Annotated in this window: 10 protein-coding genes; 4 read left to right on the top strand and 6 right to left on the bottom strand. The window is 67.0% G+C overall.

From position 1 onward, the window contains the following. Nucleotides 1–16 precede the first annotated feature (16 nt). The 3 genes from B0E46_RS08375 to fusA all read right to left on the bottom strand — a co-directional run bounded on the left by B0E46_RS08375 (nucleotide 17) and on the right by fusA (nucleotide 3267). Nucleotides 17–526, bottom strand: a complete 510-nt coding sequence (locus B0E46_RS08375; RefSeq protein ID WP_077555329.1) for a GreA/GreB family elongation factor — start codon at nucleotides 524–526, stop codon at nucleotides 17–19. Between the two features lie 103 nt (nucleotides 527–629). Beyond that, entirely contained in the window at nucleotides 630–1181 is a 552-nt protein-coding gene (locus B0E46_RS08370; protein ID WP_077555328.1) for a DUF6438 domain-containing protein, read from the bottom strand. Nucleotides 1182–1227: 46 nt separating this feature from the next. Beyond that, on the bottom strand, nucleotides 1228–3267 hold the full coding sequence (gene fusA / locus B0E46_RS08365) for an elongation factor G (protein WP_077555498.1): 2040 nt from the start codon (nucleotides 3265–3267) through the stop codon (nucleotides 1228–1230). A 361-nt stretch (nucleotides 3268–3628) separates the two neighbouring features. On the opposite strand from fusA, the gene B0E46_RS08360 reads away from it, so the two are divergent. The 3 genes from B0E46_RS08360 to B0E46_RS08350 all read left to right on the top strand — a co-directional run bounded on the left by B0E46_RS08360 (nucleotide 3629) and on the right by B0E46_RS08350 (nucleotide 7585). Next, on the top strand, nucleotides 3629–4534 hold the full coding sequence (locus B0E46_RS08360; RefSeq protein ID WP_254425094.1) for a hypothetical protein: 906 nt from the start codon (nucleotides 3629–3631) through the stop codon (nucleotides 4532–4534). 126 nt (nucleotides 4535–4660) lie between these two features. Next, nucleotides 4661–6652: a hypothetical protein gene (locus B0E46_RS08355; RefSeq protein WP_254425093.1), complete on the top strand. Its 1992-nt coding sequence runs from the start codon at nucleotides 4661–4663 to the stop codon at nucleotides 6650–6652. Nucleotides 6653–6754: 102 nt separating this feature from the next. Next, nucleotides 6755–7585 (top strand): hypothetical protein, encoded by an 831-nt coding sequence (locus B0E46_RS08350; protein ID WP_139350473.1) that lies wholly within the window; start codon nucleotides 6755–6757, stop codon nucleotides 7583–7585. A gap of 27 nt (nucleotides 7586–7612) precedes the next feature. Here B0E46_RS08350 and B0E46_RS08345 read toward each other — a convergent pair whose 3' ends face one another. The 3 genes from B0E46_RS08345 to B0E46_RS08335 are packed head-to-tail and all read right to left on the bottom strand — an operon-like array spanning nucleotide 7613 to nucleotide 11782. Then, nucleotides 7613–9883: a molybdopterin cofactor-binding domain-containing protein gene (locus tag B0E46_RS08345; RefSeq protein ID WP_254425092.1), complete on the bottom strand. Its 2271-nt coding sequence runs from the start codon at nucleotides 9881–9883 to the stop codon at nucleotides 7613–7615. Next, nucleotides 9880–10407 carry a (2Fe-2S)-binding protein gene (locus B0E46_RS08340; RefSeq protein WP_077555325.1) on the bottom strand — a complete coding sequence of 176 codons (528 nt, stop codon included), beginning with the start codon at nucleotides 10405–10407 and terminating at the stop codon, nucleotides 9880–9882. Before B0E46_RS08340 ends, B0E46_RS08345 begins: the two co-directional genes overlap by 4 nt. A 52-nt stretch (nucleotides 10408–10459) precedes the next feature. Then, nucleotides 10460–11782 (bottom strand): amino acid permease, encoded by a 1323-nt coding sequence (locus B0E46_RS08335; protein WP_077555324.1) that lies wholly within the window; start codon nucleotides 11780–11782, stop codon nucleotides 10460–10462. A 276-nt stretch (nucleotides 11783–12058) separates the two neighbouring features. Between B0E46_RS08335 and B0E46_RS08330 the strand changes: the two genes are divergently transcribed. After that, nucleotides 12059–12640: an outer membrane beta-barrel protein gene (locus B0E46_RS08330; protein ID WP_077555323.1), complete on the top strand. Its 582-nt coding sequence runs from the start codon at nucleotides 12059–12061 to the stop codon at nucleotides 12638–12640. The last annotated feature ends 114 nt before the right edge of the window (nucleotides 12641–12754 follow it).

Below are 12754 nucleotides of genomic sequence, written 5' to 3'. Positions count from 1 at the left end.
GTCGCCAGCACGACGGTCACGGTAGTGTCTCGCCGTCATAGTCGATCGCGACCACCTCGATCAGCAGGTCGCCGGCGGGGCGCTTCCAGTTCACTTCGTCGCCGATCTGCGCGCCGAGCAGGGCCTGGGCCAGCGGCGACAGGTAGCTGACCCGGTGCTGTTCGGCATCGGCCTCGTCCTCGCCGACGATGCAGTAATGCTGTTCGCCTTCGACGCTGTCCAGGGTGACGATCGCACCGAAGGCGACGCGGTTCTGCGGTTGCGACAGCAGGTCCACCTCGATCGCGCTGTTCACGCGCGCGTTGAGCCAGCGCAGTTCGCGCTCCAGCGGCGCCAGCTCGTTCTGCTGTACCAGTGTGTCGTTGGAGGCCTTCAGCGCATCATGGCGTGCGGTCGCTGCCTGCAGCCGCGCACGCAATTGAGCCAGCCCGCGCGGCGTGACGTAGTTCGGGTGCTCGCTCAGCGGAATATCCGGCAACGCCTTCGCATCGCCGTCATCGGATTCCCTGGTGAAGGCTCGACTCATCGTGTTCTCCCGGCGCGATGCGCAAAGCATGCACTGGTAGGTGGCAAGTGGCGATCATCGCGCCATGGACATGGCGCGTGACCAACATGACGGCGCAGCCGTCTCAGTGATCGGCTGCTTTCCTGTCGCCGGGTGCAGCCAAGGTGCCGATCCAGCGGGCGGTGCCCAGCTGCTGGTCGATGGTGCGGGCCAGCCGCTCGATTCTTGGCCGCACCGCATCGGCAACGGCGCCCGTGCACCCGTTGTAGAAATCCACGGTCTTGCTGCCGCTGGCGTCGACGATCGTGATTTTCACGCCGGGCTGGTCGCTCATCACCGTCTCGCACCCATCTTCTTGCGAGACGTAGCTGTCATGCATGGAGCGAAAGCCGGCCTGTTCGAGCGCGGCGTGAATCTGCGCGATCTGCGCTGATGTGGCATGCCCGCGGGCGTTGCGGGTCCGCGTTTGGACATGGCCTTCGAAGCCGACCTCACCCTGCGGTGTCATGGTCACGCGGTAAGCAGGGCAGTTGCCGAAACAACTGCTGCGTTGCAGGGTGATGCTGGCGGTGTCGGCATGCTGATCCGGGGCGGCGTCGGCATGCATGCCGCATGCGCCAAGCAGCACGACGCAGGCGATCATGCTGCACAGGCGGCTGCGGCCGGAAGCGAACATGAAGCTGGCCGCAGGGTATCCAGCTGAAAGCTTCGATCGTGGCATCTCAGTCCTCCTCCGCATGCGGCTTCCACGCCTCGCTGAGCTGCTTCTGCACGGTGGCCGGCACGGTCTCGTAATGGCTGAGGTCTAGGCTGTAGCGGCCGCGGCCACCGGTCATCGACTTCAGCTCGGTGGGATAGTCGATCAGCTCGGCCAGCGGTGCCTGTGCCTTGATCACCAGTTCGCCGCCACGCTGGGTATCGGTGCCCATGATGCGCGCGCGCTTGCCGGCGAGACCGCCGGTGACGTCACCGACGTTGTGCTCGGGAATCGCCACCTCGACATTCACGATCGGTTCCAGCACGACCGGACGCGCCTTGCCGATGGCGTCGAGGAAGGCCTTCTTGCCGGCGCTGACGAAGGCGACCTCCTTCGAATCGACCGGATGGTACTTGCCGTCGTACACCGTCACGCGCAGATCCTGCAGCGGATAGCCGGCGATCGCGCCGTGCTCCATCGCCTGGCGCACGCCTTTCTCGATCGCGGGCAGGAACTGGCCGGGAATCACGCCGCCTTTCACGGCATCGACGAATTCGAAACCGGCGCCACGCTCGAGCGGTTCGACGCGCAGGAACACCTCGCCGAACTGACCGGCGCCACCGGTCTGCTTCTTGTGCCGGTGGTGGCCTTCGGCGTGGGCGGCGATGGTTTCGCGATAGGCGATGCGCGGCGGGTGAGTCACCACCTCGACGCCGTAGCGCTCGCGCATGCGTTCAAGCATCACCTTCAGGTGCAGGTCGGAGAGGCCGCGCACCACCGTCTCGTTGAGCTCCTTGTGGTGCTCGACGCGAAAGCACGGGTCCTCTTCGGCCAGCCGCGCCAGTGCGTTGGAGAGTTTCTGTTCCTGGCCCTTGTGCTTCGGTTCCAGTGCGAGGCCGAACATCGGCGCCGGAAAGGCCAGCGGCGCCAGCGTGATCAGGTCCTCATCGTGTGAGTCGTGCAGCACGGCGTCGAAGTGGATGTCCTCGATCTTCGCCACCGCCGCGATGTCGCCGGGGATCGCCGTCTCGATCTCCACGTGGGTCTTGCCCTGCACGCGGAACAGGTGGCCGACCTTGAACGGCTTGCGGCCGTCGTCGATCAGCAGCTGGCTGTCGCGGCGGATCGTGCCCTGCCAGACGCGGAACACCCCCAGCTTGCCGACGAACGGATCGTTGACGATCTTGAACACGTCGGCGATCACATGCCGCGCCGCTTCGGCGCGGATTTCCAGCGGCTTGCCGTCGCCGCGCACGAACGGTGGCGGGTTGCCCTCGGCCGGATTCGGCAGCAACCGCTCGGCGACCTCCAGCCATTCATGGACGCCCACGCCGGTGCGCGCGCTGACGAAGCAGATCGGTACCAGGTGGCCTTCGCGCAGGCACTGCTCGAAGGCATCGTGCAGCTGTTGCGGCGTCAGCGCGTCTTCACCGGCGTCGAGGTAGGCACCCATCATGCTTTCGTTGATCTCCACGACCTGGTCGAGGATGCGCTGGTGCGCCTCGGCCAGCGAAGAGAAATCGGTGTCGCCCTCGCTGTGGAAGAAGCAATCGAGCACGCGCCGGCCGTGACCGGCGGGCAGGTTCACCGGCAGGCACTCGCTGCCGAATTCATCGCGCAGCGCATCGACCAGCGCGGCCAGGTTGGCGCCGTCGAAATCGATCTTGTTGACCACCAGCATGCGCGCCAGTCCGCGCGCCTTGGCATGCGCCATCATGCGGCGGGTGCCGTGCTCGATGCCGTTGATCGCGTTCACCATCACCGCCACGGTTTCCACTGCGGCCAATGCGGCCAGCGTACCGCCACGGAAGTCGGCGTAGCCGGCGGTATCGATCAGGTTGAGGTGACAGCCGCCGTGGTCGATGGTCGCCACGCAGCTGTCGATGGAATGGGTGCGCGCCTTTTCCTGGCTGTCGGTATCCGAGACGGTGGTGCCGCGTTCCACCGAACCCGTTGTCTGGATCGCGCCGCCGGCCTGCAGCAAGGCTTCGAACAGCGTGGTTTTGCCCACGCCCGCGTGACCGGCGAGCGCGATGTTGCGGATGCTTTCCGTGGTGTACGACACGATGCGACCCTCCCATGACTGGGCGCAGTTCGTGCCGGCATGGACAACGGCGCCGCACGAAGCCGCGCGTTGGCGACTGAACTGGCGGGCCGTCATGGTCGTCCGTGAGGGCGGTCATGGCGGAGCGGCGCGTGGCGCCGCCCGCGTAGATTTGAGCGAATGCCTGGCATGGTCAAGCTGCAGTGCGGGGAACCGGTGTCGTCCGTGGTGGTCTGTGGTGGACGCGTGAATTCCCGCACACGCTTGTGCCCGCCAGTCCTGCCGGGTTCAAGCACCACTGCGCATCCTGTGCGCAGCCATCCGTGCCACCTGAGGTGTCGTCATCGCCCATCCGCTGCAGGTCGAACCGCAGAGCCAACCCTTGCCGGACGAGGGTCAGCCGGGTCGTGGGCTGATGCCGCTGGATGGGCTGACCAGGGCACGGCTGCGGCAATTGCGCTGGCGCGAGCCCTCTCCGGAGCGGCGCTGGCAACGGCTGGCGCTGGCCGTGGCGCTGCTGCTGCACGTGTTGTTCATGCTGGTGGTCTGGGGCGAAATGCGCCCATCGCCGGTATCGGCGTCGCGCGTGCAGCCGGAGCAGGTGCTGGAAGTGCGCTTCATCACGCGCGCGCCGGCGGCGGCGGTACAGCCGCCGCCCCCACTTCCGCCGCCACCGGCTCCGCGCGCGCCGCCGAAGCCGCGCGAGCCGGTGGCGAAGGATGCGATGACCATGCAATTGCCCGCAACGAAGCCGGCGGATACGCCGCGGCTTTACGACAAGAACGGCGAGCCGTTGCTGCCGGCGCCTGCCACCAGTGCCCCGGTGCCCGGCTATGTGCAGAATCTGCCGCAGGGCGATACGCGGATCATGCAGCACAGCAGTCCGGTCACATACCAGGCGACGCGTCTCGAACGCGACTGGCGCGGCCATGGCAACGCGGTCGACGATGCCCTGCAGAAGCTGGTGGACAAGACCACGGTCAAGAAGACCATCGAGCTGCCCGGCGGCGTGCGCATCCATTGCGCGGTATTCCTGCTGTCCGGCGGCTGCGGTGGTGATCCGCCACCACCGCCTTCAGCCAAGGATGGCGACGAGCGTCTGAGCATGGCTCCGGCGCAGTCGCTGGCGGTTGATCCGCATGCACCGAAGCCGCCCAGCGTCGAGGCTTGCATCGCGATGTACCGTGCCGGCAAGCCGCTGGCGTCGGGTTGTCCGGTCGATACGCCGAATCGCGCGGTCGACGCCGAGCTGCGCGATCGCGCTGCAGGTACGGCCGGTCGTCCTTGAAGCTTCCGCGTAGCGTCGCTGCGTCAGTGGCTTCGGTGGGCAACGATTTCCGGGCTGCAGGCGTCGGTCACGCATTCACGCACCAGCGTCATGTGGAATCGTGGCAGTGCCCGCTACACTGATCGCATGCCTTTGCCGCCCCCGGATCCATCTGCCGCCGGCCGTCCCGCCAGCCACCCCTCACGGGCCATCCTGAGCTCGCCGCGGGCCGCCGCCGCCCGTGCCGGGGTGTATCGCCGGCGTACCCGTGAGCGCCCGCGCGAGCGCGGCCTGCGCGTGCTCGCCATGGTCGGCGCGCTGCTGGTGCACCTGCTGTTCCTGTTCGCCTTCGTGCTCGGCCCGGCCTATGAGGTCAAGCTGCCGCCGGAGGGGAAAGAGCCGTTCGTGCAGGTGCGCCTGATCGAGACGCCCGAAACACCGCCACCACCGCCCGTGCTCGGCACCCCGCCGAAAGAATTGGGGCCGCGGCATCAGGGACGCGCCAGCCACGCTGCGTCGATCCGCGAGCGCAGCGCAAACCTGGAAGCAGTGGTCACCGCCCAGCCAGCCCCGGCCCCTGCGCCGCCAGTAGTCGCCCAAGCGACAAAATCCATGGCCCAGACAGCCAAGCCGGTGGCGGCACCTCCCGCACCGGTGAGCCTGCCCAAGCCGGCGCCGACACCGCAGCCGCAACCGGTTCCCTTGGCCATCGAGCCATCGCCGGTGCCTTTGCCGTCGCTGCAGCCGCCGTCGCCTCCAAAATTCCAGCCCGAGCCGGTGCGCCCGCCGCAACTCGAAGGCACCCGTCCGTTGCCGCCGCCACCCTCACTGGCGACGCCGGAGTCGCCGGTACCGGCATCGCCGCCGATCGCCGTGGCAAACATCGCGCTGGACATCGCGGTACCGAAAGCGAGCGTGCCGACCAGTGTGGTGCCAGCCAGGATGGAGGCGATTGCAGCGCCGCCGGTACCCGAGTTGCAACCGACCCCATTGCCGGCGCAGCCGTTGCCCACGGTGCACTTGCAGGCCCAGCTGATCCCGCCCAGTCCGAGCGCGCCGGGCGAGCAGTTGCACGTGCAGGCACCGCACGTCGATGTGGCCGAGGTCGAGCTTGAGGCGGTGCCGTTGACTTCCGCAGTAGTCACACCAGTACCGGTGCGGGCACCGGCGGCCAAGGTTGATGTTGCCGACAAGGTGCTCACGCCAGCCATCGTGCCTTCCATCGAGCCGGTGCAACCGACCGCGCCGCCGGAGGTCGCTGCGGCCATTGCGCCTGCGCTGCCGCCGTCGGCCGCAAACCAGGCGGCCGAATCGCCCGCGCCTGCCGCGAGCGAACAGCCAGCCGCTGCAGCGAATCCGAGCCAGGCCCATGCAGAGCGTGACCTCAGCACCGCGCCCAATGCCATTCCGCTGGGCAGCGATACCGCCACGCCGGGCGAGCCCAACGGGGTCGCTGCTGCGACGGAAAGCGAGACGAGCCGAACCAATGGTTCTCCAGCGAAGCCCGGGCAGAGCGGAACCGAGGGCGCCGGCGGCAAGGCGCAGGGCCCGGGCCAGCTCGGTGGCAACCAGCCCGGTGCTGCCGAGGGAGCCGTGCATGGCACGCCCGACGGCTACGTGCAATTGAAGCCGCATGGCGACACGCAGGTCATGGGCCACGGCACCCCGAACATCGGCTACAAGCCGACCCGCTTCGATGGCGACTGGACTCCGGAAGGCGAGAGTTCGGTCGATACCGCATTGCGCCATGCGGTGGAAAAGACCACGGTGGCGCATACCTTCCATCTGCCGCGCGGCGTGCGTGTCGAATGCAAGGTGATGCCGCTGCTGCCGATGAGCCTGTTCGGTTGCGACAACCCGGACCCGCCGCCTGCACCCGTCGCCGCAAAGGTCTACGACCGCATGCATCTGGCGCCGGCCAATCCGGTGGCGGCGCCCGCGCCGGCAACGACAGCCCGCGCCGCTGCAACGGCGACGCCGATCAAGCTCGACAACAGCGCGCAATGTGCGGCGGCCCGGGTCAGCGGTGGCCCGCTGCCGCCTGGCTGCGAAGACAGTGTGGTACCTGTCGCGAAGAGCTTCAGGCCAGCATCGTCGTCATCCAGCTCATGGGTGCCGGCCAGCGACCAGTTTCATTGAGGAATAGCGACTGGGCCGCTGCGGCGTTGCACGCGGCCCATGAAAGAGCGATGCTCCGAAATCGCCAAGGCGTGGGCCGGAGCAGGCCCGGGGAGCGCAGCGATGTCCGAGCATCTGGATACGTGGACGGCAGCAGATCTTCTCTCTTACGAGAAGTACATCGAGTCCACCAGCGGGCTCGAGCGGTTGAGCAGGGTGGCGACCGCGAACGAGGAATGGGTCGTCAGCGACTGGGATGGCGAGCGCTATACCATCCGCTTCGACAAGAACTTCTCGAAGAAGCATCTCGCGACCTTCTCCAAGGACCGCGAACGCACCGAGAAGGAGGCCTACTTCGAGTGGCTGAACTCGGGCAAGACCCGCGATGCCGGCGAGAACTGGCAGCGTGCCGAGCACAAGTTCATGGACGAGAAGATGAAGACGACGGCGGACAACCGCAATGTCGCCAACGCCTGCACCTGCGGGCATCTCTTCAACAGGCATCCGGGCGGCGGCGCGTGCAACCAGGCCGGTTGTGTCTGCGCGAAATTCACCACGGTGTTCGCCGCCAGCCGGATTGCCGCCGGCAAGCCCGTCGAGGATCCGCTGGCTGGCATGAAGACGCCGAAGACCACCTTCATCGTGCTGAACTGGGTGCCGAAGGCCGATTTCGAAAGCGTGGTGGTGCAATCGATCCAGGCGCACGAGAAACCGTCCGGCTGGAAGCGCGGCGATCCGCTGGCCAAGGCGGTGAACGACGAGGCGGTGCTGAAGTGGGACTTCGGTGCCGCCCGCATCGGTGCGGTGGTGCAGGCGCAGGCAGGCACCGATCCCTCCAGCTGGGTCAGAAAGCAGGGTTGCTACATCAAGGCGAAGAAGATCGCCACCGACTGGGGCAGGCAGACCTGGCAGATATTCCACATGGAGAGCAGCCCGCCGCATGCGGCGTTCTGATCCCTACGTGACCCAGGTATTTACGAGTCACAGCAGGCGCAACAATTCCTTCATCAGCGGCAGTCGCCGCACGCGCACGGCGGTGGCGCGGAATACCGCGTTGGCCAGGGCGGGCGCGGCGGTAGGCATGGCGAGGAAGCTGGCGCCGGCGGGTGGCAGGTCGTCGTTGGGAACGACGATCACTTCCACCGCATCGGGCAGCTGGGCCATGGTCGCCAGCGGGTAGTCCTTCGGATGGTGTTGCTGGATCTGGCCGTCCTTGAAGGTGATCGCCAGGTTGAGTGCGTTGGAAAGCGCATCGAGCGTGGCACCGGCGACCTGGCCTTCCAGGCCCTGCGGGTTGATCACCCGTCCGACATCGACGGCACACACGACACGCTGGATGATCAGTCGCTCACCCTGCATCGCGACCTCGATCGCATGCGCCACATAGGCGCCATTGAGATGCCAGCAGGCGATGCCGAGACCGTTCACGCTGTGCAGCCAGTTCTTCCACTCGATGCGGTCGGCGACCAGTTTCAGCACCTTGATCAGGCGGCCGGTATCGAGCACGCCACCGGCGCTCAGCGGCAGCTGGCGCGACGGGCCGAGCAGGCGCAGCTGGGTGTCGAGCGGGTCCTCCTTCATGCTTTGCGCGATTTCGTCGATGAAGCTTTGCACGGCGAATGCGTTGCCGAGATGCGGCATGCCGCGCATCGGGCCGCGCGGGATCGCCGTGTTGAGGGCGTACCAGTCGCTGCGGTAGTTCGGCACCAGGGCGGCAGGCAGTTGGTCGGCGTCGAGTTCTGATGTCCACAGGCGGTTGTCCGGCACGCCGCGGCGTGCCAGTGCCGAGGCGCTGGCCATGCGCTGGTTCCAGCCGGTCAGCTGGCGTTTGCGGTCCATCACGGCACTGAGCTGGTGCACGCTGCCGCAGCCGTAGTAGTCGTGCTCGAGATCCTGCCCATGCGTCCACAGCAGGCGCACGGGCTTGTCGACGGCCTTGGCCAGCATCACCGCTTCGGCGACATAGTCGTGATCGAGCCGGCGGCCGTAACCGCCGCCGACGCGCGGCACCTTGATCTCGATCTGCGCGGGGCCCAGGCCGGTCAGGCGCTGCACCACGGCCCAGGCCTTCTGCGGCGCCTGGGTCGGCACGACCACGCTGGCGTGATCCTTGTCCAGCCGCACCAGGCAGTTCATCGGCTCGGCGGTGGCATGGGCCAGCCACGGCTGGTAGTAGGTTGCCTGCACGCGGCGCGCGGCTTTCCTGCCGGCGGCATCGAAGTCGCCGTCGTTGCGCACACGCGAGGTGGGCTCGGTCTTGCCGTTGAGCAGGGCGTCGGCCTGCTGTTCCAGGGCGGCGCTGCTCTCGCTGCCGCTGGCACCCGGCTTCCACTCGAGCTTGAGTTTCTGCCGGCCCTGCAGCGCCGACCAGGTGTCTTCGGCCAGCACGGCCACGGCGGGCGCGATCACGGTATGGCCCAGCGGCTGGCCGGGCTCGGGCTTCAGTTGCAGCACCTTCAGCACGCCCTTGACGGCCATCGCGTCGGTGGCGTCGAGGTTCGCCAGCGTGCCGTCCGGCCACGGGCAGTGCACCAGAACGGCCACCAGCGCATCGCCATAAAAGTGATCGATCGCGAACGGTGTCTGTCCGGTGACGATGCCGCGTGCGTCCACATCGCCGGCTGGCTGGCCGATCAGGCGGTAGCGATCGGGTGCCTTGAGCGGCGGCGGATTGTTCGGCAAGGCGATCTTGCCTGCGCTTTCGGCCAGGCTGCCGTAGCCGAGGCGGCGGCCGTCCGGCGCGATCACGGTGCCGGAGTCGCAACGCAGGCGGTCGGCCTGCACGCCCAACTGGCGGGCCGCGGCCTGCAGCAGCAGCCAGCGTGCCAGCGCGCCCATCTGGCGCAGGTCGTTCCAGGCGGCAGGGATCGAGCCGCCGGTGCCGCCGATCTGGCGTCCGTAGTCCCAGCGTGGCTGGCCATTGTTGTCGCTCACGCCGAGGCCGAGCGGCACCACGCTGACGCGGGTCCAGTCGGCATCGAGTTCGTCGGCGATGATCCGCGGCAGCGAGGTGGCCACGCCGGTACCGGTATCCGGATCGCGTGCGCCGATCAGCACATTGCCGTCGCCATCGATGCGCACATACGCACCGAGATCGTAGAAATTGTCGCCGAGCAGGGCCGGTGGCAGCGGCGCATCGACCGCACGGGCAGTGCGGATGCCGACCATCAGCACACCCGCACCGCCAGCCAGCACCTGCAGGAAACGGCGCCGCGACAGCCGGATTCCATCGTGTGTAATGCGCTCGTTCATGCCGGGCCCACCTTGCCGGCGGCGACGCGCTTGATCGCGCGGCGCACGCGGGTCTGGCAACCGCAACGGCACAGGTTGGGCAACTGGTCCAGATCGTCGTCGGTGGGACGCGGCTTGCGCTTGAGCAGGTCGACCGCGGCGATCAGCCAGCCCGGCGTGCAGTAGCCGCAGCCGATCGCATCCTCATCGATGAAAGCCTGCTGCACCGGGTGCAGCCCGCCGTCGTTGGCGGCCAGGCCTTCCACCGTGATTACCGACTTGCCGGCCAGCTTGACCATCGGTTGGGCGATCGCGGAGACCGCCTTGCCGTTCAGCAGCACCAGGTCGGCGCCGGTCTCGCGGGCGTACTTGGTGCCGGTCAGCCGCAGCACGTCACGCAGGTACCACAGCAGCGGCATCTGCGGATCGCCGGTGTGACGGTAGTGCTCGCCGTTGATCTCGAGATCAATGCCGTCGCGCACCTTCTCGGGCACGATACCGTTTCCCGGTGCGGCCGGTGTGACCAGGTCTTGCGCGAGCGCCATCCATCATCTCCTTCGAAATCTGTCTGCCCATTGTGGCATTGCCGCCACCCGGTTAGGAGCTTGCGCGGCTGAACAGGCGGCGCCAGACAACATGCACCGGCACACCGGCCAGCATGATCAGTGTAACGATGCCGGCGTTGCGCGGGTTGTCGCGTGCCGTCATCACCACCACCCAGGCCACGCTGCCGATGAACAGCAGCGGCAGCCACGGATAGCCGGGTACCCGGAAGCTCGTGCCGGCGCCATCGCGGCGGCGATACCAGAACAGCGTGGCGACGCCGACCGCACAGGCCAGCCAGTCGCCGAAGGTGGCGTAATCCAGCAGTTGGCCATAGTCGACCAGCAGCGCCAGCACGATGGCCCAGCCGGCCAGCAACAGCAGCGCGGTGTTCGGCGTCCGGTAGCGCGGGTGCAGCCGTGCCACCGAGCGGAAGAACAGGCCGTCCTCGCCCATCACCTGCAATACCCGCGCTCCCGCGACCAGGGTGATATTGCAGAAGCCCAGCGTGGAAATCGCCACGCCCAAGGCAATGAGCCTGGCGCCCAGCCGGCCGAATACCTGCCGCATCACGTCCGCTGCCGGCGCGTGACTGGCGGCCAGGCCGGCATGGCCGAGTACGGCCAGATACGCCACGTTGACCAGCACGTAGGCAACGATGACCAGCAGCATGCCGAGCAACAGGGCCCGCGGCAGCGTGCGTTGCGGATCGCGCACTTCGCCGGCCAGGTTGTTGAGATAGGTGAAGCCGGAATACGCAAACAGCACCGGCAACGCCGCGCCGATGAAGCCGACGCCGCTGCGCGCCGGATCGACGGCCAGCACCTGGCCGTGGCCGGCACCGGCAAGAAACAGGCCGCACATCACCAACATCGCCACCGCCAGCAGCTTGAGCAGGGCGAACAGGTTCTGGACCTGCGCGCCGAGGCGGATGCCGAACAGGTTGATGCCGCTCACGAACACCAGTGCGCCGATGCTCAGCGGCAGCGCCATGGCTGGTGGCAGGCCGAACACCGCCGACGCATAGCTGGCGAAGATCGTCGCCACCGCGGCGGTGGAACCGGAATAGATCACCAGCAGCATGGTCCAGCCGAACAGGAAGCCGGCCAGTGGGCCGAAGGCTTCGCGCAGGTAGACATAGCTGCCGCCGGCATGCGGCCGCCGTGCGCCGAGCTCGGCATAGCACAACGCGCCGATCAGGGTGAGTACGCCGGCACCGGCCCACATCAGCAGCAGGGCCAGCCCCGAATCCGTACGCTGCGCGGCAATGCCGGGGTTGAGGAAAATGCCGCCGCCGATGACGCCGCCGACCACGACCAAGGCGGCATCCCATGGTCGCAGGCTGCGCTGGTAGCCGGATCGGGGGGAGTCATTCATGCATGGCATCGCCGCAGCAGGTAGTGGTAGCCAGCATGCGGGCTTGCCGGAGTGGCAGCAAGCCCATGGGGAGCAGGCTTGAGGCGCGACCCTCCTGGCGGTTGCGCCGATCGATTCAGGCATGCCGCCATGCGAGCCGCATCCGGCGTCTCGCCGGAAATCAATTTTTCGTAGAATTTAACAATTCTTGCAAGACGCCCCGATGTTCACCAGAATGCGCACCCCGCGCGCATCGTGCCGCGGGCAGTAAGCAAGAATCTCAAAACAGGGAAGCTAATGAATAAGCGTATTTCGATGGTTGCCGTCGCCGTTGCACTGGCCGCCGCCTCGACCAGCTCGTTTGCCGCTGATCAGGGTGCATTTTTCATCAACGGTAACCTCGGCCAGTCGAACTATCACGACAACACGTTCTCCAACCATACCGATACCAGCACGGCCGTGCGTGCCGGTTACAGCTGGCAGAACAACGCGATCGATTTCGGCGTCGAAGCCGGCTATGTCGATCTTGGCAAGGCGAGCGGTCCGTTGACTGCCAACAACATGACCGTCAACTTCAGCGCCAAGGTCAAGGGACCGCTGGCGGGCGCCAACTTCAAGTACAAGTTCAGCAACAAGATGTACGTGTCGGCGCGTGGCGGCTGGTTCCGCTCGAACATGGACGCAAGCATCAGTGGTTTTGGCTCCGATAGCTTCCACGGTGACGGCAGCTATATCGGCGCCGGCGTGGGTTACGACATTTCCAGGCACTTCAGCCTCGGCGTGAACTACGACGCCTACCATGCCCGCGCGAAGGTGTACGGAGTCAAGGCCGGCGAGAGCATTGGCATGATCTCCGGTTTTGCCGAATACCGCTTCTGAGATTTGTCCGTTGCAACAGCCAAAGGCCGCCTTGTGCGGCCTTTGCTTTGTCGGTGCTCCCGGCTGCGGCACAATAGGCGGTCTGCGCGCTTGAGGTTTGTCCTGGCGCGTCCC

The organism is Rhodanobacter sp. B04, assembly GCF_002001125.1.
Taxonomy (GTDB): domain Bacteria; phylum Pseudomonadota; class Gammaproteobacteria; order Xanthomonadales; family Rhodanobacteraceae; genus Rhodanobacter.
The sequence above is the reverse complement of the archived record's forward strand: the minus strand, read 5'-3'. Positions and strand labels throughout refer to the sequence as shown.

Coding starts and splice junctions, on each gene's coding strand:
- B0E46_RS08335 (WP_077555324.1), bottom strand. CDS start 11,782: ATGAATGACTCCCCCCGATCCGGCTACCAGCGCAGCCTGCGACCATGG.
- B0E46_RS08350 (WP_139350473.1), top strand. CDS start 6,755: ATGTCCGAGCATCTGGATACGTGGACGGCAGCAGATCTTCTCTCTTAC.
- B0E46_RS08340 (WP_077555325.1), bottom strand. CDS start 10,407: ATGGCGCTCGCGCAAGACCTGGTCACACCGGCCGCACCGGGAAACGGT.
- B0E46_RS08355 (WP_254425093.1), top strand. CDS start 4,661: ATGCCTTTGCCGCCCCCGGATCCATCTGCCGCCGGCCGTCCCGCCAGC.
- B0E46_RS08375 (WP_077555329.1), bottom strand. CDS start 526: ATGAGTCGAGCCTTCACCAGGGAATCCGATGACGGCGATGCGAAGGCG.
- B0E46_RS08345 (WP_254425092.1), bottom strand. CDS start 9,883: ATGAACGAGCGCATTACACACGATGGAATCCGGCTGTCGCGGCGCCGT.
- B0E46_RS08370 (WP_077555328.1), bottom strand. CDS start 1,181: ATGTTCGCTTCCGGCCGCAGCCGCCTGTGCAGCATGATCGCCTGCGTC.
- B0E46_RS08330 (WP_077555323.1), top strand. CDS start 12,059: ATGAATAAGCGTATTTCGATGGTTGCCGTCGCCGTTGCACTGGCCGCC.